The 20,478-nt window shown below is 72.2% G+C and carries 24 protein-coding genes and 1 pseudogene; 14 read left to right on the top strand and 11 right to left on the bottom strand.

Annotation, left to right across the window (positions count from 1 at the left end):
- The first annotated feature begins 5 nt into the window (after window positions 1-5).
- The 7 genes from OG787_RS47725 to OG787_RS47695 all read left to right on the top strand — a co-directional run bounded on the left by OG787_RS47725 (window position 6) and on the right by OG787_RS47695 (window position 5,111).
- Window positions 6-416 (top strand): hypothetical protein, encoded by a 411-nt coding sequence (locus tag OG787_RS47725; protein ID WP_405539754.1) that lies wholly within the window; start codon window positions 6-8, stop codon window positions 414-416.
- Window positions 413-1,132, top strand: coding sequence for a CBS domain-containing protein (locus OG787_RS47720; protein ID WP_369029747.1), 720 nt, complete (start codon window positions 413-415; stop codon window positions 1,130-1,132). Before OG787_RS47725 ends, OG787_RS47720 begins: the two co-directional genes overlap by 4 nt.
- Window positions 1,133-1,201: 69 nt before the next feature.
- Window positions 1,202-1,429, top strand: a complete 228-nt coding sequence (locus OG787_RS47715; RefSeq protein WP_369029748.1) for a hypothetical protein — start codon at window positions 1,202-1,204, stop codon at window positions 1,427-1,429.
- 91 nt (window positions 1,430-1,520) lie between these two features.
- Window positions 1,521-1,901 (top strand): hypothetical protein, encoded by a 381-nt coding sequence (locus OG787_RS47710; protein WP_405539752.1) that lies wholly within the window; start codon window positions 1,521-1,523, stop codon window positions 1,899-1,901.
- A gap of 111 nt (window positions 1,902-2,012) precedes the next feature.
- The gene (locus OG787_RS47705) at window positions 2,013-2,525 is read left to right on the top strand and encodes a universal stress protein (RefSeq protein WP_369029750.1); all 513 of its coding nucleotides are present in this window, start codon (window positions 2,013-2,015) and stop codon (window positions 2,523-2,525) included.
- Between the two features lie 1,206 nt (window positions 2,526-3,731).
- Window positions 3,732-4,592, top strand: coding sequence for a CBS domain-containing protein (locus OG787_RS47700; RefSeq protein ID WP_405539751.1), 861 nt, complete (start codon window positions 3,732-3,734; stop codon window positions 4,590-4,592).
- A gap of 54 nt (window positions 4,593-4,646) precedes the next feature.
- Window positions 4,647-5,111 (top strand): OsmC family protein, encoded by a 465-nt coding sequence (locus tag OG787_RS47695; protein ID WP_369029752.1) that lies wholly within the window; start codon window positions 4,647-4,649, stop codon window positions 5,109-5,111.
- A gap of 31 nt (window positions 5,112-5,142) precedes the next feature.
- On the opposite strand, the gene OG787_RS47690 is transcribed toward OG787_RS47695, so the two are convergent.
- From OG787_RS47690 to OG787_RS47680, 3 genes are all read right to left on the bottom strand, one after another.
- Window positions 5,143-5,622, bottom strand: coding sequence for a hypothetical protein (locus OG787_RS47690; protein WP_405539749.1), 480 nt, complete (start codon window positions 5,620-5,622; stop codon window positions 5,143-5,145).
- 132 nt (window positions 5,623-5,754) lie between these two features.
- Complete coding sequence (locus tag OG787_RS47685) at window positions 5,755-6,177, bottom strand: Hsp20/alpha crystallin family protein (protein ID WP_369029754.1); 423 nt, start codon at window positions 6,175-6,177, stop codon at window positions 5,755-5,757.
- 214 nt (window positions 6,178-6,391) lie between these two features.
- Window positions 6,392-7,111 (bottom strand): CBS domain-containing protein, encoded by a 720-nt coding sequence (locus OG787_RS47680; protein WP_369029755.1) that lies wholly within the window; start codon window positions 7,109-7,111, stop codon window positions 6,392-6,394.
- A gap of 176 nt (window positions 7,112-7,287) precedes the next feature.
- On the opposite strand from OG787_RS47680, the pseudogene OG787_RS47675 reads away from it, so the two are divergent.
- The 6 genes and pseudogenes from OG787_RS47675 to OG787_RS47650 all read left to right on the top strand — a co-directional run.
- Window positions 7,288-7,425, top strand: a pseudogene (locus OG787_RS47675) (sugar ABC transporter ATP-binding protein); the annotation flags it as partial.
- Entirely contained in the window at window positions 7,410-7,607 is a 198-nt protein-coding gene (locus OG787_RS47670; RefSeq protein WP_405540833.1) for a hypothetical protein, read from the top strand. The pseudogene OG787_RS47675 and the gene OG787_RS47670, both read left to right, overlap by 16 nt.
- 132 nt (window positions 7,608-7,739) lie before the next feature.
- Window positions 7,740-8,633, top strand: coding sequence for a universal stress protein (locus OG787_RS47665; protein ID WP_405539746.1), 894 nt, complete (start codon window positions 7,740-7,742; stop codon window positions 8,631-8,633).
- Window positions 8,634-8,669: 36 nt separating this feature from the next.
- The gene (locus tag OG787_RS47660; protein ID WP_405539745.1) at window positions 8,670-9,245 is read left to right on the top strand and encodes a 2-oxoacid:acceptor oxidoreductase family protein; all 576 of its coding nucleotides are present in this window, start codon (window positions 8,670-8,672) and stop codon (window positions 9,243-9,245) included.
- Complete coding sequence (porA, locus tag OG787_RS47655) at window positions 9,229-10,470, top strand: pyruvate ferredoxin oxidoreductase (protein ID WP_405539744.1); 1,242 nt, start codon at window positions 9,229-9,231, stop codon at window positions 10,468-10,470. The genes OG787_RS47660 and porA overlap by 17 nt, the downstream gene beginning before the upstream one ends.
- On the top strand, window positions 10,467-10,889 hold the full coding sequence (locus OG787_RS47650; protein ID WP_369029759.1) for a thiamine pyrophosphate-dependent enzyme: 423 nt from the start codon (window positions 10,467-10,469) through the stop codon (window positions 10,887-10,889). Before porA ends, OG787_RS47650 begins: the two co-directional genes overlap by 4 nt.
- Before the next feature lie 63 nt (window positions 10,890-10,952).
- On the opposite strand, the gene OG787_RS47645 is transcribed toward OG787_RS47650, so the two are convergent.
- The 8 genes from OG787_RS47645 to OG787_RS47610 form a co-directional block, all read right to left on the bottom strand.
- Window positions 10,953-12,365: an NAD(P)(+) transhydrogenase (Re/Si-specific) subunit beta gene (locus tag OG787_RS47645; RefSeq protein WP_369029760.1), complete on the bottom strand. Its 1,413-nt coding sequence runs from the start codon at window positions 12,363-12,365 to the stop codon at window positions 10,953-10,955.
- A gap of 5 nt (window positions 12,366-12,370) precedes the next feature.
- The gene (locus OG787_RS47640) at window positions 12,371-12,682 is read right to left on the bottom strand and encodes an NAD(P) transhydrogenase subunit alpha (protein ID WP_369029761.1); all 312 of its coding nucleotides are present in this window, start codon (window positions 12,680-12,682) and stop codon (window positions 12,371-12,373) included.
- A complete protein-coding gene (locus OG787_RS47635) occupies window positions 12,679-13,794 on the bottom strand; it encodes an NAD(P) transhydrogenase subunit alpha (protein WP_369029762.1) in 1,116 nt (371 codons plus the stop codon). The genes OG787_RS47640 and OG787_RS47635 overlap by 4 nt, the downstream gene beginning before the upstream one ends.
- A gap of 48 nt (window positions 13,795-13,842) precedes the next feature.
- Window positions 13,843-14,856: a zinc-dependent alcohol dehydrogenase gene (locus OG787_RS47630; RefSeq protein ID WP_405539741.1), complete on the bottom strand. Its 1,014-nt coding sequence runs from the start codon at window positions 14,854-14,856 to the stop codon at window positions 13,843-13,845.
- A gap of 12 nt (window positions 14,857-14,868) precedes the next feature.
- Window positions 14,869-15,237 (bottom strand): DUF779 domain-containing protein, encoded by a 369-nt coding sequence (locus OG787_RS47625; RefSeq protein WP_369029764.1) that lies wholly within the window; start codon window positions 15,235-15,237, stop codon window positions 14,869-14,871.
- 14 nt (window positions 15,238-15,251) lie between these two features.
- On the bottom strand, window positions 15,252-16,772 hold the full coding sequence (locus tag OG787_RS47620; protein ID WP_369029765.1) for an aldehyde dehydrogenase family protein: 1,521 nt from the start codon (window positions 16,770-16,772) through the stop codon (window positions 15,252-15,254).
- A gap of 66 nt (window positions 16,773-16,838) precedes the next feature.
- Window positions 16,839-18,122: a GAF domain-containing protein gene (locus tag OG787_RS47615; protein WP_405539739.1), complete on the bottom strand. Its 1,284-nt coding sequence runs from the start codon at window positions 18,120-18,122 to the stop codon at window positions 16,839-16,841.
- A gap of 494 nt (window positions 18,123-18,616) precedes the next feature.
- Entirely contained in the window at window positions 18,617-19,609 is a 993-nt protein-coding gene (locus OG787_RS47610) for an Acg family FMN-binding oxidoreductase (protein WP_405539738.1), read from the bottom strand.
- Between the two features lie 616 nt (window positions 19,610-20,225).
- On the opposite strand from OG787_RS47610, the gene OG787_RS47605 reads away from it, so the two are divergent.
- A complete protein-coding gene (locus tag OG787_RS47605) occupies window positions 20,226-20,390 on the top strand; it encodes a hypothetical protein (protein WP_369029768.1) in 165 nt (54 codons plus the stop codon).
- Window positions 20,391-20,478 lie beyond the last annotated feature (88 nt).

Genomic DNA, 20,478 nt, shown 5'->3' with positions numbered 1-20,478 from the left:
CCGCCATGACCGATGTCCAGCAAGCACCGGCGCTCGCCCTGCTCGGGGACGGCACCACCGTCCGGATCGAGTGGGCGAGCCACCCCGGCCATGACGCCGTGCCGCGGATGTACGAGGAGTTGTCGCCGCAGAACCCGTGGCCGCGGTTCCACACGGTCGGCCGGACCTCCGCACGGCGTACCGCCGGCCGCGTGCCCCGGGCCGCCCGCCCCGGTCACCGCGCCCCGCTGCCCTTCGACCACGGCGGGCCTCGCACCGCGGACGTCGAGGCGCTGGGGCAACTGTCGCACCGGTCGTACGGCGTCCAGGCTCTCGACGGCCGCGTGCGACTCCTGCCGAGCCACCCGGACGACCCGTGTCCACGCCGACTGCGCTGTGACCGGGTTCCCGTAGTCCCCGAGGAGGAACAGTCATGAAACCCACGGCGATCGGCACCCTCATGGTCGACGAAGTCGTCACCGTGGACCGCGACACCCCGTTCAAGGAAGTGGCCCGGATTCTGGAGGCACACCGCATCAGCGGGCTTCCGGTGACGGACGAGGACGACAGGGTGCTCGGGGTGATATCCGAGACCGACCTCATGCTCCGCCAGTCACGACGGCCCGAGCGGGACACCACCCTCCGAGCCCGGTTGAGCCGCCTCGTACGGCGCGCGGGACACAAGAGCCGGGCCCTGACGGCGGACGGGCTGATGTCGTCGCCCGCTGTCACGGTCCGGGCGGACACCACCGCCACGGAGGCTGCCCGGACCATGCTCGGCCACCGCGTCGAGCGCCTCCCGGTGGTGGACGAGGAGGACCGCCTCATCGGCATCGTCACCCGCCGTGACCTGCTGAAGGTCTTTCTGCGCACCGACGACGAGATCCGGCGGGACGTGCGGGAAGGAGTCTTCGCCGACACACTCTGGCTGAACCCGAACATCGTCCGGGTGGATGTGCGCGAGGGAGTCGTGACCCTCGGCGGACAGTTGGAGCGGCGCAGTGAGAAGTCCATCGCGCTCGCCATGACCCGTCGTCTGGACGGTGTACTCGGAGTCGTCGACAACCTGACGTACCGCCTCGACGACCGCCGCCTGAAGCCGGCCGAACAGGCCCTGCACGGCGTTGCCGACGACTGGCTGCGCAAGCTCTGAGACGGCGTCCCGGCGCCTCACCGACCCGGTCGGCCCGGCCAGGGCCGACCAGCCCAAAGGGGGGCAGCAATGCTACTCATTCCGCTCATTCTGATCGGCGCGGCCGTGCTGGGCGCATGCCTGGTCTTCGGCTACAGCTCCTTCATCGTCGGTTTCGCCCTGATGGCCGTCGGCGTCCTCGGTGTCATCGCGTTCGTCGGCGCACAGGGCACGATCCGACGCCCAGGCGAGAACGAGGTGGTCATCGAACGCCGCTATCTGGGGGACCACGACGACCATCAGCACTACCGGTCGTGACCGTCACCCGATCGCGACGTCTCCGCCTGCTGAAGCGACAGATCACACCCCCCACCGTCTCACCGGGCGGCGACCAACCGGGGATTCCGTCATGATCACGGCACTCCTCTGCGCGTCCCTGCTCGTCCACGGACTCATCCATCTGGCGATCTGGCTGCCGCAGGACGCCGCCGAGCAACTGCCCTTCGACCCCGGCCGCTCCTGGGTCCTCACCGCCGCCGCGCCGCCCCGGTCGGAGGCCGTGGAACTGGCCGCCGTCGGTTTCGCCTCGGCCACCGCCCTGCTGTGCGCCGTCGCGGGCACCTCCGCCGCGACGCAGAGCGACGGCTGGCCGATACCGGCGGCGACCGGCGCCGTCATGGGGCTGATCCTGAAGGCCCTCTGGTTCAGCCCGTGGCTGACAGCCGGCCTCCTGCTGGACACAGGCGTGATCACCTCGGTTCTGACGAGCCTGCCAAGACCGCTGTACTGAACCGGTTCACGGCCAATGGGCCGTTCGGCCCGGGGCCGGAGCCCATCGGCCCACGCGGTCGTGCCGGGTCCCGGGCACGGTGGGACCGACGGGACAGCGAGGGAGGCCGCCATGGAAGAACACGCAGCCGAAGACGGAATCGTGGTGGGCGTCGACGGATCCGAGGCGTCGATGGCCGCGCTGCGATGGGCCGTCGAGCAGGCCCGCGCACTGCACACGCACGTCGTCGCCGTGCACGCCTGGGAGCCCTTGGGCTCCGGATTCGCCCCCTACGCTCCCGTGTCGGCCCGTCCGACCCACGCCGAGCAGCGCGCCGAGGCAGCCCGGCTGCTCGCCTCGACCGTGCGGGAGGTCCTCGGCCCGCGGATCGACGACCCCGTGCGGGCCGTCGTGCTGGAAGGACCGCCCGAGCGTGTGCTGCCGGAACAGGCGAGTGGAGCCGTGCTGCTCGCACTGGGCCACAAGGCGCGCGGGCAGGACGGTCCGCCCGCCTTCGGCATGGTCGGCCGCGCCTGTCTGCGCAGCGCCACGGTGCCCGTCGTGTCGGTGCCCGCCACCGAACGGCACACCGCACCGCTCAGGGCTGTCGGCGCGTCCTCCGGCTCGCGGCGGGGAGCCGCGTAAGGGGGCGGCAAGGGGGGCGACCGTATGCACGAGCGGCACGCCCGACCGGTGGGACACGCGACCGCGTCCGGCGCCACCCGCGGGTGCACCGGGCGGACAGCGGTCGGCCCTCGGCCTCGGCCCTCGGCGGCCGGGGCCGAGGGCCGAGGCCGGGTGACCGTCCGACGTCCGGTGGACGGATCAGGTCATCGACGGCCGGGCGACCCGCCGACGGCGGCCTGGCCCCGAATGCCGTCGAAGGGCAAGTGCCGCGATCGTCTGCGGTCCGGTCCGCGGCGGCCGGTCTCCGCCCGCCGTCCGCGGTGTACGCGCCATCGGCCTGGGCGTGCGGCGGTGCCACAGCCCGTCGGATCAGCGCGCCGAGCGCGATCGTCGGGCCCATCACCGCGAACAGCATCGGCGTGAACAGCCCCGAGAACTCCGGTGCGAGACCCGTGCCCACGATCCTCGCCGCATCGGCCGGCGACGCCTCTCGCCTCCGGCCGGCTCCGTGACGGACGGGCCGCGTGCGCCGACCGGCCCTCGAAGGCAGGGCTGCCCGGCCCATGATCCGGGGTCGGTGGCCTCATGACCGGGAGCCCGGCACGGACAAGGCTTCTCCACGGACGCGGGTACCGGGACAGCCCCGGCGGATCGCGGACGACGTACGAGGAGGCGACGTCATGAGGCGGATTCAAGAGGCCAGGCGCCCCCGCACTCCGCGGCGGCCGGAGCCCCAGGACCTGCGGACGCCCTCCGGGCGGCCCATGCCCTACTGAGGCTGCCCCGTCACCGGGCGAGCACCGCAGCCCCGAACACGGTACGACGGCTGTCCGGCGCGGCGTACGGTCGATGCGGCCAGGCCGCGCAGGGCGGCCGAAGCGCCGGGCTCACCGCGGACCAGGCAGGCGACGTCCGGCGCCGGAACTCCCCACAGCCACTGCCCGGTCCCGCACAGGTACGTACTCTCCGACCTCTCCGAACATCTGGGCGCCTTCGCGCCGTCCACCAGATCGCGGGCCCCGTGCCCCTGGCCCGATCCCGGGTCCGGCGCGGTGAGCAACCGGGCCGCAACGTCCAGGCGGTCATCCCTCGTTCGGCCGGACCCCGCGTGCCCGCCCCGGGGCCGGTCGACCGGTGGAAGGGGCCGAGCGGCCCTGTCCCCTCGGCCGCGACGGGGAGATGGTGGGCACAGGACATCTGGTACGCACACCACGGGAGGCAGCCATGCACGACCGGGACGCTCACGGCGCCGGGGCCGCGCCGGCCGAGGCACGGCACTCGATGCCCTCGTACGCCGGCAAACCGAGCGAGGAGTTCCGTCAGACCATGATGGTGCGTTACCTCCAGGCCATGGCCGCGCACTCGGCGAGTGCGACCGCCGAGGAAGCGACGGTCACCGAACCCGCCGTTGCCTCACCGGCCTCCGCCGGGACGTCCACGATCGCCGGCCTTCAGGTGCGACACGTGATGAAGCGGTCCGTCGCCGGGGTGCCCGCCGACACGTCGTTCCTCGACATCGCGCGGATGCTGGCCCGCCGGCAGATCGGCGCCGCCCCCGTGCTGGACGACGCCCAGCGTGTCATCGGCGTGATCGCGGAGTCCGACCTGCTCGCCCGGGCAGCCGCCCTCGCGCTCCCGGACGGACACCGGAGCCGGTTCGCCGGACTGCTCGGCCACCGGCAGCAGACCGGTGACGCGGGCGGCACGGCGGCCACGCTGATGACCGCCCCGGCGCTCACCGTCCACCCCTGGACATCCGTGCTGGAAGCGGCCCGCGCGGCCGCCCGCTCCCGGATCCGGCAGATCTTCGTGACCGACCACAGGGGCAGGCTCGTCGGCGTCGTCAGCCGCGCGGAACTGCTGCACGCCCTCGTGCGGGACGACACGGCGATCCGCTCCGAGATCGTCTCCCATGTCGTCCGGGACGAACTCCACATCGGTCCCGGGCAGGTGGACGTGCGTGTCCGCAACGGCACCGTCACCCTCAGGGGCACGGTCGACGCCCGCCTGGTTCCGCGGCTCATCGAGGAAGTGGCGGCGATCCCGGACGTGTTCGAGGTGGAGGACCAGTTGATCGCGCGCTGACAGCGCCCCGCAAGGCAGTGAGCGGCATTCGACGTCGACGAGAAAGGCACGGTCATGTCCGAGACAGCAGTGCGCCCCACCGCCACGACACGCCCCGTGGAGAGACAGGTGCACCGGCTCGACGTCGCCCATGTCCACGGCGAGGCGTACGCCGTGGACATCCGCGGCCACCAGCTCCTGGTGGACCAGCCCACCGAGGAGGGCGGCAACGACACCGCCCCGACACCGACGGAGTTGTTCGCGGCCTCCCTGGCCACCCATGTCGCCTTCTGCGCGGGCCGATACCTCAGGAGCCAGGGCATGCCCCGCTCCGGACTGCGGATCCGTACGGAGTTCACGACATCGGCGGACCGTCCCCCCGGGATCGCGTCCGTCCGGCTGTTCATCACTCCCCCACCGGGGCTGTCCGCACAGCGCCACGCGGACCTGCTGGCCGTCGCCTCGCACTGCACCGTCCACAACACCCTGCACGGGCAGCCCGAGACGGACGTGCGGCTGGAGCCGGGCACACCTGTCTGACACACCTGCCGAACGGGGGTACGGCGCCGAGTCACCCCACCGACGCTCCGGCCGGCACCGACCGGCCGCGAGCGGACACTCCGCCCGGTGAGCCGGCCACGTCGGCGCAGCGGCTGCGCCCGGACGACGTGTTCCAGCCGTTCGCGGCACGTCCCCGCGCGGACTGTCCACCCAGGCGGCGGACGCCCGGCCCCGACCAGCTCCTCCGCCCCGCCACAAGGTGTTGTGACGGCCGTTCACCGAGCTGTTCCTGTTCGCTCCCGTCCCGCTCACCGCGGTGGCGCTGCCCTTCCTCGCCCACGCCCTCCAGGACCCGCACGGCCCCGGCAGGCTGCCGCGCGCGGGCCGACGAGTGCCGGGCGCGACACGGCAGACGGCGCGATCCTGGTCGCGGCGGCCGGGTCAGGCCTGGACGGCCGCCACCGGGGAGGCCGAGGACAGCCTGGCCGCCGAGCATCGGTTCAAGGCCGCCCGCGTCGACGACGACGAGTACGCCCGGCTGTTCACCCACCGCTGGGGCGTCGGCACCGCCGTTCCGGCCGCCGCGCCGTTCATCTCTCCGGAGGGAAATCGGGCAACGAAACGTGTGCGTGGCCGGACGGTCGGCCACGCACACGCGGTGCGGCTCGGCGCGCGACGGCGCTCAGACATGCCGCACGGAAATCGTCCTGGTGCCCTCCTTCTTCTCCGGCACCGGGACCGTGACGGTCAGGACACCGTCCTTGTACTCCGCGGTCGCCTCGTCCCCCTCGGCACCGGCCGGCAGCCGGACCACGCGGGTGAAGGTGCCGTAGCGGAATTCGGTGTGGTGCTTGTCCTTCGTCTCCTCGGTGCGCTCGGCGCGCAGCGTCAGCAGGCCTTCCGCGACGGTGATCTCGACGTCATTCTCAGGGTCGATGCCCGGGAGTTCGGCCCGAAGCACGTATGTTCCGTCCGTCAGCCGCTCCTCGACACGGATGCCGTGCGTCCCCGGCGCGGTGTGCGCCACGGGGAGCCCGCTGTCGATCCACCCCAACAGGTCGGGGAGCGTCGTCCAGCCGGGCAGCCTCTCGATCATGCCGCTCATGTCACCCTCCTCGTTCTTCTCCTACTACCAGCGTCGCGCGCCGCGGCACAGGCGGGGCAGGGCCGACCGGCCCCACGCGGGGCCCTTCGGGCCCTGTCAGCCGCTCGTCTCCTCCCCCTCGTCAGCAGCGCACGACCAGGCTCCCGCCACGGCGAACAGACAGGCGGCCAGGACGGTCCAGGCCTCCGCCCGGTCGTCCAGGAGCCGGGCCGGCTCACCCGGGAGGGGATCCGGGGTTCGCCACAGCCGCTTCGACGTCCGGAAGGCCGGGATCCGGGTCGGGGTGGCGGTGAGGTCCCGACAGTGCGCAGTCCACGTCCACCACGCCTTCGACGGCCCGCGCCAGATGGGTGGCGACGGGGGCGAGCCCGACCTCCCGGACCCGGCCGGTCAGCTTCACGATCCCGTCGCGGACCTCGACCCGGATCGCTTCCGCCGTGTGGGGGACGAGGCGTTCCACGACCGTGCGGCGCACTTCCCGGGCAAGGTCGGCGTCGTCCCGCAGGAACACCCCGAGAAGGTCGCAGCGACTGACGATCCCCTTCAGAACACCGTTGCCGTCGACGACCGGCAGCCTCTTCACCCGGTGGCGCGCCATGATCCGGGCGCACTGCGCGAGAGACGCACCCGAGCGGACGGTGACCGCCGGGGCCGTCATCAGTTCCTCGGCGGTACGCGCCCCGGCCTTGGCCAGGTCGTCCGGACGACGCGGACGGGCGTACCCGTCGGGGTCGCCGTCCCGGAACTCCTCCTTGAGCAGCAGATCGGCCTCGGAGACGACCCCCACGACCCGGTGCCCGTCGTCCACCACGGGAAGGGCGCTGACCTTCCACTCCCGCATAGCCTTCACCACGTCCTTGAACGTCGCGCCGGACCTCAGGGCGAGGACGGTACGGGTCATCACATCGCTCACGGTGTGCGGGGTGTTGTGCATGGTGTCCTCCCACGGCGCCAGGTGCGCGTGTCGTCACGGACATGGGCTCCCCGACCTCAGCCTCGGTCATGGGCCCTGACCGGAGCATGGGCCGACCGGCCCTGGTGGGTGGTCCCGTCGGGCCCGGCCCTGCCCGCTCCGTCCGTCCGTCCCACGGATTCCGGTAGGAAACAGTCATGGCACCCGCCACCTTCCGCAAGGCGACCCGTGGCTTCCCTAAGATGGACCACCCTGCCGTCGCCGGACTCGAACTGGACATCGCCTACAGCGAGTTCATGGTCCTCGTCGACCCGTCCGGGTGCGGCAGGTCCACCTGCCCGACCGGGCCGTGGACGCCTCTCCGTTCGAGCACATCCCACCCCTGCCCGCCATGCGCGACCCGGGCGTCGCCGCGCCGATACTGCTCGCGACGGTCGCTGCCGCGCTGACTACGCTCGGCCTGGCCGGGTTCCGAAGGCGCGCGACGTCGGCCAGGTCTTGTGGCCGCCACCGCTGACGCCCCAGAGGGGCCGTTCGGCCCTGCGGTCGGGACGCACCGGCCCCTGACGGCGGTGGGCCGGCTCGGCGACTCTGGTGGGGCAGGGTCCGCGCATCTGCGCGCGGACACCGACCGGAGGAGGTGTCGGCCATGCTGCGCCCCGTTGTCGTGGGAACGGACGGATCGAGGGAGAGCCTCGCCGCCGCGGAGTGGGCGGCCCAGGAGGCACTCAGGCGTGGTCTGCCGCTGCACCTGGTGCACGCCTGGGAGGGCGGGACGGCTCCCGACCCGTCGGAGCTGCCCGAGCTGGACGCGCCGCGCGACCGGGCGCGCCGGACTCTCCGGGGTGCCGTGGAGCGGCTCGGCGAACGCTTCCCACAGATCGTGCCGACCATCGAGCAGATAGCCGGGTCCGCGCCGGACGCCCTGGTGGAGGCAGGCGACAAGGCCGAGCTGCTGGTGCTGGGCAGCCGTGCGTTCAGCGGCTTCGGCGGATTCATGGCCGGCTCGGTCGCACTGGCGACAGTCGCCCATGTGACGCGCCCCGTCGTCCTCGTACGGGCCGGGCGGACTCCGGAGGACGAGCACCTGCCGGACGCGGAGAACCGCCCTTCGGCCACCACCCCGTACCGTGATGTCGTCGTCGGCGTCGACCCCGCGAACGCGTGCGACGAGGTGCTCGCGTTCGCCTTCGAGAGCGCGATGCTGCGGGCGGCTCCGCTGCGGGCCGTGCACACATGGCAACTGCCGTACGTGGAGGCCGCCGCGGCGGCCAGGGCGCGCAGGGCGGTGCGGGCGGGTACCTCGAAAGCGCTGACCGCCGTACTGCGGCCGTGGCGGGAGAAGTTTCCCACCGTCGAGGTCCACGAGCTTGCGCAGGAGGGCAGCGCCGGCCAGCGGCTGACGGACGCCGCGAAGGACGCCGGTCTGCTGGTCGTCGGCCGTCGCATCCGCCCCGCCAGGCTGGGCACACACACCGGGCCCGTCACCCACGCGGTGATGCACCGCGTCCACTGCCCGGTCGCCGTCGTGCCGCACCGGTGAGTGTCCGCACCGGATCCCAGGCAAGGAGGGTGCTCCGTGTTCCAGGTACGCATCCACGGCCGCGGCGGTCAAGGTGCCGTCACGGCCGCGGAGTTGTTGTCGGTGGCGGCCTTTCTGGAGGGCCGCCACGCGCAGGCGTTCCCGAGTTTCGGCTCGGAGCGGACAGGGGCGCCGGTCATGGCGTTCTGTCGGATCGACGACCGGCCGATCCGGGTTCGCGAGCCCGTCACCCGGCCCGACGCCCTGGTGGTCCAGGACGCGACGCTGCTGCACCAGGTGGACGTCTTCGCCGGGCTGCGGCCCGGCGGCCCGGTTCTGGTCAACTCCCCTCATGGCGCCGATCACCTGGGCCTGGAATCACTCACCGGTCCGGTCCTCACGGTCCCCGCCACCGCACTCGCCCTGCGCCATGTCGGGCGTCCGGTGCCCAGCGCCGTCCCGCTCGGCGGCCTCGCCGCCCTCACCGGCTGCGTGACGCTCGGCTCGCTGACCGCCGCGATCCGGCAACGCTTCCCCGGCGGCCTGGGGTCGGCCAACGCGGACGCCGCCCGGGAGGCGTACGAGCACGTCGAGATCCTTCGTGAGGAGCCCGCTCATGCTGAAGCGGACTGAGGGCTCGCGCGCGGTCGCCGAGACCGTCGCGTACTGCCGCCCGGAAGTGATCGCCGCCTACCCCATCTCCCCGCAGACGCACATCGTGGAGGAACTCAGCCGCCTGGTGAAGTCCGGTGCGCTGAAGCCGTGCGAGTACGTCAACGTCGAGTCGGAGTTCGCCGCGATGTCCCTGTGCATCGGCGCCTCGGCGGCCGGGGCCCGTACCTACACGGCGACCGCGAGCCAAGGGCTGCTGTACATGGTGGAGGCCCTCTACAACGCCTCGGGCCTCGGGCTGCCGATCGTGATGACGGTCGCCAACCGGGCGATCGGCGCGCCCATCAACATCTGGAACGACCACAGCGACAGCATGTCCCAGCGCGACTCGGGCTGGATCCAGCTGTACGCCCGCGACAACCAGGAGGCGGCAGACCTGCACCCGCAGGCCTTCCGGCTGGCCGAGGAGCTGTCCCTGCCGGTGATGGTGTGCATGGACGGCTTCGTCCTCACGCACGCCTGGGAGCGGATCGAGGTGCCCGACCAGGCTCAGGTCGACGCGTTCCTGCCGCCGTACGAACCCCGCCAGGTCCTGGACCCGGCCGAGCCGGTGTCGATCGGCGCGATGGTCGGCCCGGAGGCCTTCACCGAGGTGCGCTACCTCGCCCACGCCAAGCAGATGCAGGCGCTGGAGGCGATCCCGAGGATCGCGGCGGAGTTCCGCGAGGTGTTCGGGCGGGACTGCGGCGGTCTGGTCCATCCGTACGCATGCGAGGACGCCGAGACGATCGTCGTGGCCCTCGGGTCGGTGTTCGGCACGGTGTGCGACGTCGTCGACGAGATGCGGGAGAACGGGGTGCGCATCGGCGCTCTGGCGATCACGTCCTTCCGGCCGTTCCCGCTGGAGGCGGTACGTGCCGCACTGGGCCGGGCCCGCCAGGTCGTCGTGCTGGAAAGGGCGTTGGCGGTCGGCATCGGCGGGATCGTCTCGGCGAACGTCCGCACCGCGCTCTCCGGGATCCAGCTCGACGGCCACACCGTGATCGCCGGGCTCGGCGGGCGCGCGATCACCAAGGCCTCGCTGCACCGGCTGTTCGCCGACGCGCCGGCCGGGCGGCTCGGACAGCTGACGTTCCTGGACCTCGACACCGACCTGGTGGAGCGGGAGTTGGCGCGTATGGCGCGGACCCGGCGGTCCGGGCCTTCGGCCGAGAACATCCTGCGTGACGTGGGGAGCAACCGATGAGCACCGCACGGCAGGTGAGGTTCTATCAGGTCGGCAGTTTCGCCGCCGGAAACCGGCTGCTGGGCCCCGAGATGCAGTCGGACCAGGCGGACCCGGACCGGTCCAACGCACTCACCTCAGGTCACCGTGCCTGCCAGGGCTGCGGCGAGGCGCTCGGCGCCCGGTACATCCTGGACGCGGCACAGCGGGCGGCCGGCGGCAAGGTGATCGCGGTCAACGCGACCGGCTGTCTGGAGGTGTTCTCGACGCCGTACCCGGAGACGTCCTGGCAACTGCCCTGGCTGCACTCGCTGTTCGGCAACGCGCCCGCCGTCGCCGCCGGGGTCGCCGCCGCGCTGCGCGTCAAGGGCCGCACGGACGTCCGGGTGGTCGGACAGGGCGGGGACGGCGGGACGGTCGACATGGTGCCGGAGGAGTGAAGACGGGACCGACCGCCGAGACGGGCCCCACATCGTCCGCGGGGCCCGTCTCGCCGCCGTACGTCAGCCGACGAACTCATTGACGGCTGCCTTCAGTTCGCTCAGTCCCTTCTTCGCGTCGGTGAAGAACATGCCGGTCTTCGGGTCGGTGTAGAGCTCGTTGTCGATGCCCGCGTACCCGTGGCCCATCGACCGCTTGATCACGACCACGCTCTTCGCCCTGTCGACGTCGAGGATCGGCATGCCCGAGATCGCGTTGCCGGGGCGGCGGGCCATCGGGTTGGTCACGTCGTTCGCGCCGATCACCAGGGCCACGTCCGCCTGCGGGAACTCGGGGTTGACGTCGTCCATCTCCTTCAGCTGGGTGTACGGCACGTTCGCCTCCGCCAGGAGCACGTTCATGTGCCCCGGCATACGGCCCGCGACCGGGTGCACGGCGTAACTGACGTCGACGCCCTGCTCGGTCAACAGCTTGGCCAGATCCCCGAGTTCGTGCTGGGCCTGGGCGGCGGCCAGACCGTACCCGGGGACGAAGATCACCTTGCTCGCGTACGCCAGCTGGACCGCCACGTCGTCCGCGGACACGGACCGAACCTGCGCCGGTGTCCCGCCCTCGGCGGCCGTCGCGGGGGCGCTGTCGCCGGTGCCGAAGCCGCCGATGACGATGTTGGCGATGGAGCGGTTCATGGCATCGGCCATCAGCTTGGTGAGGATGCCGCCCGAGGCGCTGACCAGCATGCCCGCGATGATGAGCGCGGTCTCGTCGAGCACGAAGCCCGCCATCGCGACCGCCGACCCGGTGAAGGCGTTCAGCAGGGCGATGACGACCGGCATGTCGGCACCGCCGATCGGCAGCACCATCGTCACGCCGAACAGCAGCGCGACCACCACGAGCCCGTACAGCGCCGTGCGCGAGTCGGGTGCCAGCACCAGCCAGCCGGTACCGACGACGAAGGACGCCGGCAGCAGCACGTTCAGCAGCCGTGCCCCGGGGAACACGACGGGCGCACCGGACACCACGCCCTGGAGCTTGCCGGCGGCGATCAGCGAACCGGAGAAGGTGACCGCGCCGATCACGATGTCCAGCGCCCCGGGCAGCGAGACCCGTGCGCCGAGCCCTGCCGGATCCTCGGTCTGGAGCAGGTCGCCCACGGCGATGAGCGCGGCGGCGCCGCCGCCGACGGCGTTGAAGAGGCTGACCAGTTGGGGCATGGCGGTCATCTGCACCTCGCGCGCCGCCCAGAGGCCGAGCGCCGCGCCCACGAGGCCGCCCGAGGTCAGGACGAGCCAGCCGGTGCGGCTGATCGCGCCCTCGTCGGCGACGAGCCACACGGTGGCGGCGATCGCCACGGCCATGGCGGCGGCGGAGAGGGTGTTGCCGCGGCGGGCCGTGCGCGGGTGGTTCATCAGATGGAGGCCCATCACGAAGCAGGCGGCCGCGGCCAGGAAGACGTAGTGGACGGTGTCGGAAACCATGACGCTCACTCCTCGGCCTTCTTCTCGGTGGCCGGACGCGCCTTGAACATCTCCAGCATCCGGTCGGTGACCACGTACCCGCCGACGACGTTCATCGCGCCGAACACCATGGCCGCGAAGGCCAGGACGTATCCGAGCCAGGTGTGCGCCTCGGCCGCGATCAGCATCGCGCCGATGACGACGATGCCGTGCACCGAGTTGGATCCGGACATCAGCGGGGTGTGCAGGGTCGCGGGCACCTTGCTGATGACCTCGACGCCGACCAGCACACTCAGCACGAACACGGTGACCGCGGTGAGCAGATCGAGGTCGTTCATGACGTTTCGCCTCCCATCAGGGCTCCCGTGATCTCGTCGGCCGGGTCGAGGACGAGGTCGCCGTCCCGCACCAGGTGGCGCAGCAGGGCGACGAGGTTTCTGGCGTAGGCCGTGGACGCGGCGGTCGCCATCGCGGACGGCAGCCGGCCGGCGCCGATCACGGTGACGCCACCCGTCAGGACGTCCGTCTTGTCGGGCTCGGATCCCTCGACGTTGCCGCCGAGTTCGCTCGCGGCGAGGTCGACGACGACCGAGCCGGGCCTCATCCGCTCCAGCACGGCCGACGTCACCAGCAGGGGTGGTCTGCGTCCCGGAACCTGGGCGGTGGTGATCACGACGTCGGAGCGGGCGATGTGCTCGTCGAGCGCCGCCCGTTGGGCCTTCTGCTCGTCGGCGGTCAACTCCTTCGCGTAGCCGCCCCGTTCGGTGCCCGGTTCCCCTTCCTGAGGGCTCTGGACGTCGAGGAACCGGGCGCCGAGCGACTCCACCTCCCCTCGTGACTCGGGGCGTACGTCGTACGCCGTGACGACGGCACCGAGGCGGCGCGCGGTGGCGATGGCCTGGAGTCCGGCCACTCCGGCACCGAGGACGAGGACCTGCGCCGGGCGCATGGTGCCCGCCGCGGTGGTCAGCATCGGGAAGAAGCGGTCGTACGACTCCGCCGCGACGACGGCCGCCCGGTACCCGGCGACGCTCGCCTGCGAGGTGAGCGCGTCCATCGACTGGGCGCGGCTGAGGGTGCGGGGCAGCAGGTCGAGGCTCACCGTGCGCACACCGCGCCCGCGGAGCTCCTGGACCAGCACGGGGTGCCGCAATGGTTCCAACAGGCCGACGAGGGTCTGGCCGGCGCGCAGCGACCGGGCGGTGTCCGTGTCCGGTGGTCCCACGCACAGGACGGCGTCCGCCCTCGCGTACAACTCGTCGGGCGGAACGACGGCCGCTCCCGCCGCGGTGTAGTCGGCGTCGGTGAACCAGGCCCCGGAGCCCGCCCCGGTCTCGACCAGGACGTCGATGCCCGCCCGGTGCAGGAGGGTGACGGCCTCGGGGACGAGGGCGACGCGGCGTTCGCCGGGCGCCCGCTCCCGTACGGCACCTACGGTGACGGTGGCCATGATGTGCTGCCTCTCCCCGCGGCCCGGTGGTGCCGGGCCGCGGAACTCTCAGAACTCGAAGACGAGCCGTGCTTCGGCCCGTCCGCCGAGGACGTCGTCGAAGGAGTCGTTCACCTGGTCCAGCCGCCGCGGTTCGGCGATGACCTGGGTGCGGCCTGCCGCGTGCAGCGCGAACACCTCGGTCAGGTCCTGACGGGTGCCGACGATGGAGCCGATGACGGATATGCCGTTGAGGACGGTCTCGAAGATCGGCACGTCGATCGCCGCGTTGTCGGCGGGCAGCCCGACCATGACGAGGCGTCCGCCCCGGTTGAGCGACCGGTAGGCCTGCTCGAACGCCTTGGGTGCGGCGGCCAGCACGACGGCGACGTCCGCGCCGCCGGCCTGCTTGATCTCCTCGACCGGGTCGTGCGTACGGGCGTTGACGAGCTGGTCGGCGCCGAGCCGGTGGGCCAGGCCCAGCTTGTCGGGTTCGAGGTCGACGGCGGTGACGAAACCGCCCACGAGCCGCGCGTACTGCACGGCCAGGTGGCCCAGGCCCCCCACGCCGAAGATCGCGACCCGCTCGGCCGGCACCACCCGCGCGACCTTGATCGCCTTGTAGGTGGTGACACCCGCGCAGGTCAGGGGCGCCGCGTCGAACGACGACACCCCGTCGGGCACCCGGACCACCGCGCCCGCGTCCGCGACGGCGTACTCGGCGTAGCAGCCGTCCACGGAATAGCCCGAGTTGACCTGTGACAGGCACAGGGTCTCCCAGCCGGAGAGGCAGTGACGGCAGGTGCCGCAGGACGAGCCGAGCCACGGGACGGCGACCCGCTTGCCGGTCAGGTCCGCGGAGACGCCGGCGCCGGCGGACTGCACGATGCCGATGCCCTCGTGGCCGGGGACGAACGGCGGCTGCGGCTTGACCGGCCAGTCGCCGTGGGCCGCGTGGATGTCGGTGTGGCAGAGCCCCGAGGCCTCCATCTTCACGAGCACCTGGCCGGGGCCGGGCTCGGGGACGGGCAGGTCCTGGATCTCCAGGGGCTTGCCGAAGTCGGTGACTACCGCTGCTTTCATGGCGTCCGCTCCTCAACTGATCCTTTTCCGGGGCGCCTCGACCCGGGTCACGAAGTGCAGCCCGTCCCCGGCTGCGAGGGAGAAGCCGCCCGGTGTGCCCGGTTCGACGTCCAGGACGAAGAAGGGGCGGCCGAGGGCCTCGTAGTGGTCGGCGTTCATGTGGAACGTGCAGCCCTCGACGACGCCGACGAGCATGTCGCCCTCTCCCAGGGCGAATTCGCCGCCCGGGAAGCACATCGGGTCGCTGCCGTCGCAGCAGCCTCCGGACTGGACGAACATCACCGGTGCGCCGTGGGCGGCGCGCAGGGCCGCGATCGCCTTGCGCGCCGCACGGGTGGCCGTGACGCGCCCGACAGTGCCGTTGTGCAGCTTCGCGGGCATGTCCCTGCCTCCTCCTAGAACAGCCCGAGCGGCTTGGTGCCGTAGCTGACCAGCAGGTTCTTGGTCTGGCTGTAGTGCTCGAGCATCATCTTGTGCGTCTCACGGCCGATGCCGGAGACCTTGTAACCGCCGAACGCCGCACCCGCGGGGTACTGGTGGTAGCAGTTCGTCCAGACCCGGCCGGCCTTGATCGCGCGGCCCATCCGATAGGTGCGGTTGGTGTCGCGGCTCCACACGCCGGCCCCGAGGCCGTACAGCGTGTCGTTGGCGAGGGCGAGCGCCTCGGCCTCGTCCTTGAAGGTGGTGACCGCGAGGACGGGGCCGAAGATCTCCTCCTGGAAGACCCGCATCTTGTTGTGGCCCTTGAGGACGGTCGGCTCGTAGAAGTAGCCGTTCGCGAACTCTCCTCCGAGCGTGGGCCGGTGGCCGCCGACGAGCAGTTCGGCGCCCTCCTTGAGACCGATCTCGACGTACGAGGCGATCTTCTCGACCTGCTGCCTGGAGACCTGGGGGCCCATCATGGTGTCGGTGTCGAGCGGGTCGCCCTGCTTGATGGCGCGGATCCGCTCCAGGCAGCGGCCCATGAACTCCTCGTAGATGTCCTCCTGGACGAGGGCGCGCGAGGGAGCGGTGCAGACCTCGCCCTTGTTGAACGCGTACAGGACGAGTCCCTCGACGGCCTTGTCCAGGAAGTCGTCGTCCTCGGCGGCCACGTCGTTGAAGAAGATGTTCGGCGACTTGCCGCCCAGCTCCAGGGTGACGGGGATGATGTTCTGCGCCGCGTACTGCATGATCAGCCGGCCGGTGGTGGTCTCACCGGTGAAGGCGACCTTGGCGATGCGCTTGTTGGTGGCGAGCGCCTTGCCGATCTCGGCTCCGGGGCCGTTGACGACGTTGAGGACGCCGGGCGGCAGGATGTCGCCGACGACCTCCATCAGCTTCAGGATCGACCACGGGGTCGGCGACGCGGGCTTGATGACCGAGGCGTTGCCGGCGGCGAGGGCGGGAGCCAGCTTCCACGCGGCCATCAGCAGCGGGAAGTTGAACGGGATGATCTGGCCGACCACACCCAGCGGCTCGTGGAAGTGGTAGGCGATCGTCTCCTTGTCGATCTCGGTGATCGAGCTCTCCTCGGCGCGGATCGCGGACGCGAAGTAGCGGAAGTGGTCGGCGGCGAGGGGGATGTCGGCGGCGAGGGTCTCGCGGACCGGCTTGCCGTTCTCCCAGCTCTCGGCGACCGCGAGCTCCTCACGGTGGGCGTCGATGGCGTCGGCGACCTTGTTCAGCACCGCGGCCCGCTGTGCCGTGCTCGCCTCGCCCCACGCCTCCTGCGCGGAGTGCGCGGCGTCCAGGGCGAGTTCGATGTCCTCGGGCCCCGACTTCGGGACCTCACAGATCGGCTTGGCGGTGGCGGGGCACAGGTTGGGCGAGTACTGCCCGGTGCTGGGTGCCTGCCACTTGCCTCCGATGAAGTTCTCGTACCGTGGCGCGACGTCCACGGGACTGCCCGGCCTGCCCGGGGGGTCGTACTTCATGGCCGTCCCCTTTCCGATCAATTCCTGATCACCGCCGGTCACGACGATCGTGGTGATGCCCAGACGTTAGGAGCGGCAACGCTGCAATACCGCTGCATGGCCCCTGGCCTGCGGCACGACGGCTCCCCGAAGGTCCAGCGCACGGGCGGCCGCGGCGGCTCGCTGCGGCGAGCCGGCGGGCAGCGTGCGGGCGAGCACGGCCCACGCGGACACGTCGTCGATTCCCCACTCCGAGGCGACCCAGCGGCGCAGCGACCCCACGGAACCGCCGGCCAGCACGGCACCGCGCAGCTGCTGCTCCAGCGACCGCCGGTGTTCCTCGACGAGCGGAGCCTCGGACCGCGGCAGCAGCGGGCCCGGGTACCGGGCGAGAGCCTCGTCCACCCGTCCCTCGGACAGCAGTCCGGCCACCTCGTCGTAGTCGGTGCGCACCGGGCGCAGCAGCGCGTACGGCCGGGAGCCGAGGAGATCGGGCCCGAGCACCGCGCGCAGCCGGGTCAGTTCGGCGCGGAGCGTCGAGGGGGGTATCTCCTGCTCCGAGAGGCCCACGGCGAGCCGGTCACCGGTCACGCCCCGGCCCTCCAGCGCCAGGGCCACCACGATCTCGCTGTGCCGCGGACTGAGCCGACGTACCCGCCCGGCGTCGTCCAGCAGGGCGCTGTCGCGGCCCAGAGCCAGGAGCCGTACGGCGTCGGGGGCGGGCAGGGCGCCACCGGGTGTGCGGGCCAGTTCCGCCTCGACCGCCAGCGCGGCCGCACGCACCGCGGCCAGCGCCGGGGGCGTGGCGATGCTCGCGCCGCCGGAGAGGTCCAGCACGCCGAGCAGGCGGCCGGTTCGCAGATCGCGTACGGGGGCGGCCGCGCACGACCAGTTGTGGACCGCGGCGCTGTAGTGCTCCCCTGCCACGATCTGGACGGCCCGCCCCAACTCCAGGGCCGTACCCGGGGCGTTGGTCCCGGCCAGTCGCTCGGACCACCGGGCTCCCTCGACGAAGCGCATCCGTTCGGCGCGGCGCAGGGCCTCTGAGTCGCCCTCCACCCACAGCAGGGTGCCGTCCGTGTCCCCGACCGCGAAGACGTGTCCGTCGTCCGCGGCGCCGGTGCCGAGCAGGTCGCGCAGCAGCGGCATGGCGCCGGCGAGGGGATGGCCGCGCCGGTACGAGGCCAGGTCCCCGGAGGTCTGACGCAGGGGTGGGAGGGTGCCACCGTCGGGGCGTACACCGCACGCCGTGCAACGGGCCCATGAGTCGGCCACCAAGGGCCGTACTCCCTGCGCCGGTCCGGACGACGAGATCACGAACCGCTCGTGCGCCGCGCGCAGCGCGGACACCGAGGCGGCGGAAGCGTCCATGGCACCTCCCACGTGCCTCTCTCCGACTGGTCGCATCAGCCTCACCCGCGTGCGACGCGGGCTGTAGGGGCCGAAGGGCCCCATGGGGGACCCCGAGGGGCCCTGCCCCACTTCCCAGCATCGCTCCGCGGGCCGGACCCGGGGATGGGCCGCAGGGCCACAACCGCCCGCCACAGGACCCCACTTGAGCGGTCCCACGAAGCACCTCGGGGGGCACGCGAGTCAGTTGAGCCGTACGGAACGACCGGGACAGGAACGGCGGCACGCCTGCCGTGTCCACGGCCACCTCCTCCCGCACCCGGACATGCGGGCGCCTGTGCCGTCGGAGGAGCAGTGCCCCGGCGAGCGACTCCGTTGCGCGTACCGCCTGTTCGGCCTCCGCAGCGTGCGACGGCGGCGGCCTGCCGCACCGGTGCGACGGTGTCCGCCGATGTCGACGGCGGCCGCCTCGCGCGTTGTCTCCGGCAGCACGTGGGCCGGGCCGGCCCACGGTTTCACGACCGGACGTCGATCAGCTTGCGCGCGCCACGCCGTGGGGATTCGGGGCCGGCGGTCCCGTACCCCAGGCGGATGAGCATCTGGGCGTGCCCGGTGCGATCGGGCGAGGGGGCCAGGGCGCCGCGCAGGTCCGGCCACTCCATCGCCTGGTGCAGCAGGGAGGTGCGCAGGCCGAGGGTCGTGGCGACGAGGAGTACGCGCTCCAGTGCCTGTCCGGCGCGCAGCCAGTCGACACGCCGGTCGTGTTCCGTACTGAGCAGGGCGAGGACCGGAGTCACCTCGAAATCGCGAGCGAGGAGCCGTTCCCTGTGCGGTTGGGCGGTGAAGTCCCGCATGGGAAGCAACTCCCGGGCGTCCTGCGGGCCGAGCCCCGACCGGGTCAGACCGACGTCCGCGGACTCGTACGGGTCGTGCCGCACCCAGCGCCGGCTCTCCATGGCACGGTCGGCGTCGAGGCGGTTGCGCTGTTCGGCCTCCGCGGTGAGCCGGAGAAGGCGCCCCGTCTCCTCGGGCGGGGGGAGGACGAGCCTGGCACCCTCCGAGGCAGCCGCGTCCGCGAGTGCGGCGTTGAGGGACGGTGAGAGGGGTGCGCCGGAGAACGGGGTGCGGCTGCTGTGGCGATGCCGGATCGCCTCGTAGAGGTCTGCCTGGCCGTCCGCCCCGTCCTGTGCCACCGGCCCGGTCGAGCGGACGACGGCCAGCAGTTCCGGGTCTCCGGGACAGGGCAGCAGCCGGGTGTCCGGTGAGCGGCCGAAGTGTGCCATCGCCACCCGCAGGTTCAGGACGCACGCCCCCACCGAGACATGCAGGGCGCGTCCCGTCGGGTCCAGACGGCGCAGGCCGCGCTCCGAAGCGGCCCGTACCTGGAACACGGGAGTCCCGGGATCCACCTGGAAGTGCCATGGCTGGGTGTTGAGAATCGACGGTGCGGCGGACGCTGCCGCGACACAGGTCTCCAGGGTGACGGCGTCGAAAGACGTGCTCCGCATGATGACCTCCCGGCGACGGGCGGTGATGCCGTACTCCGAGCGTGACCGGCCGGCGATGCGACGGCGAGGGGCCGATGGTCCCTGTCACGAGGTTCGGGGGCCGAACGGCCCGTCCCCGGCGCCGAATCGGTTCCGACCGGTCCCCCTCCGACGTCTGATCGGCCCATGCCGCCCAAGGCGCCCCGCTGCCGACGCTCGGTGTCACGGCGCCGAGGAGGCGCGGTTCGATCGAGGGCGACAGGAGCGGACGGAAGCGGTTGTGGCGCCGGCGCAACAACGGCCTTCGGGGGCCTCGGGAGTCGCGGGCGCGCGCAATCGGATCGCGGCGAAGATCCGCTGGACGGCCGAAGACGGCTCCGCCCGTACGGGCAGGACGCTGGTGGAGACCGGCCGGAAGGCGGGCGCCGGCATCGTGATCTGGCTTGACACCCGGTCCGGGCTCACCACCGAACCGCCCAGCCGTGCGGAGGCTTGCCTACGAGTCGGCGCTCCTGGGCACGGCGGCGGAACTCGCCGTCACTGGAGTGGTGACCGGCGCCGGAGCGCTCGCACGATGACGGCTCGACCGGCGGCGAATCGATCAATGGGGCACGGAGTGGAACCGGGTGGAGCCGACGTGGGGGCACCGGACCGGTTGACGCCTTCCACCGGAGGTGCCGCGATCGCCCGCAGCACCTCCGGTGCGGTGGCACGGGACGCACCCGAGAGAGCGCGGCGCAAGGTCCTCACCGGCCTCACCTCGGATCCGTCCGGCCCTCTCGCCCGCTTTCCCGCAGAGTGATCCTTGAATCAGCGCGGGCGCCGGGCACGGCATTCGCAAAGGGGCTCCCCGTCCCCCGGCCGGAAACGGCGTCCGCGCCGGGGAGACA

The organism is Streptomyces sp. NBC_00075 (genome assembly GCF_045041225.1).
Classification (GTDB): domain Bacteria; phylum Actinomycetota; class Actinomycetes; order Streptomycetales; family Streptomycetaceae; genus Streptomyces; species Streptomyces adonidis.
The sequence above is the reverse complement of the archived record's forward strand: the minus strand, read 5'-3'. Positions and strand labels throughout refer to the sequence as shown.

Excerpts from the sequence above, each read along its gene's own strand:
- OG787_RS47725 (WP_405539754.1), top strand. The coding sequence starts at position 6 with ATGACCGATGTCCAGCAAGCACCGGCGCTCGCCCTGCTCGGGGACGGC.
- OG787_RS47720 (WP_369029747.1), top strand. The coding sequence starts at position 413 with ATGAAACCCACGGCGATCGGCACCCTCATGGTCGACGAAGTCGTCACC.
- OG787_RS47715 (WP_369029748.1), top strand. The coding sequence starts at position 1,202 with ATGCTACTCATTCCGCTCATTCTGATCGGCGCGGCCGTGCTGGGCGCA.
- OG787_RS47710 (WP_405539752.1), top strand. The coding sequence starts at position 1,521 with ATGATCACGGCACTCCTCTGCGCGTCCCTGCTCGTCCACGGACTCATC.
- OG787_RS47705 (WP_369029750.1), top strand. The coding sequence starts at position 2,013 with ATGGAAGAACACGCAGCCGAAGACGGAATCGTGGTGGGCGTCGACGGA.
- OG787_RS47700 (WP_405539751.1), top strand. The coding sequence starts at position 3,732 with ATGCACGACCGGGACGCTCACGGCGCCGGGGCCGCGCCGGCCGAGGCA.
- OG787_RS47695 (WP_369029752.1), top strand. The coding sequence starts at position 4,647 with ATGTCCGAGACAGCAGTGCGCCCCACCGCCACGACACGCCCCGTGGAG.
- OG787_RS47685 (WP_369029754.1), bottom strand. The coding sequence starts at position 6,177 with ATGAGCGGCATGATCGAGAGGCTGCCCGGCTGGACGACGCTCCCCGAC.
- OG787_RS47680 (WP_369029755.1), bottom strand. The coding sequence starts at position 7,111 with ATGCACAACACCCCGCACACCGTGAGCGATGTGATGACCCGTACCGTC.
- OG787_RS47665 (WP_405539746.1), top strand. The coding sequence starts at position 7,740 with ATGCTGCGCCCCGTTGTCGTGGGAACGGACGGATCGAGGGAGAGCCTC.
- porA (WP_405539744.1), top strand. The coding sequence starts at position 9,229 with ATGCTGAAGCGGACTGAGGGCTCGCGCGCGGTCGCCGAGACCGTCGCG.
- OG787_RS47650 (WP_369029759.1), top strand. The coding sequence starts at position 10,467 with ATGAGCACCGCACGGCAGGTGAGGTTCTATCAGGTCGGCAGTTTCGCC.
- OG787_RS47645 (WP_369029760.1), bottom strand. The coding sequence starts at position 12,365 with ATGGTTTCCGACACCGTCCACTACGTCTTCCTGGCCGCGGCCGCCTGC.
- OG787_RS47640 (WP_369029761.1), bottom strand. The coding sequence starts at position 12,682 with ATGAACGACCTCGATCTGCTCACCGCGGTCACCGTGTTCGTGCTGAGT.
- OG787_RS47635 (WP_369029762.1), bottom strand. The coding sequence starts at position 13,794 with ATGGCCACCGTCACCGTAGGTGCCGTACGGGAGCGGGCGCCCGGCGAA.
- OG787_RS47630 (WP_405539741.1), bottom strand. The coding sequence starts at position 14,856 with ATGAAAGCAGCGGTAGTCACCGACTTCGGCAAGCCCCTGGAGATCCAG.
- OG787_RS47625 (WP_369029764.1), bottom strand. The coding sequence starts at position 15,237 with ATGCCCGCGAAGCTGCACAACGGCACTGTCGGGCGCGTCACGGCCACC.
- OG787_RS47620 (WP_369029765.1), bottom strand. The coding sequence starts at position 16,772 with ATGAAGTACGACCCCCCGGGCAGGCCGGGCAGTCCCGTGGACGTCGCG.
- OG787_RS47615 (WP_405539739.1), bottom strand. The coding sequence starts at position 18,122 with ATGGACGCTTCCGCCGCCTCGGTGTCCGCGCTGCGCGCGGCGCACGAG.
- OG787_RS47610 (WP_405539738.1), bottom strand. The coding sequence starts at position 19,609 with ATGCGGAGCACGTCTTTCGACGCCGTCACCCTGGAGACCTGTGTCGCG.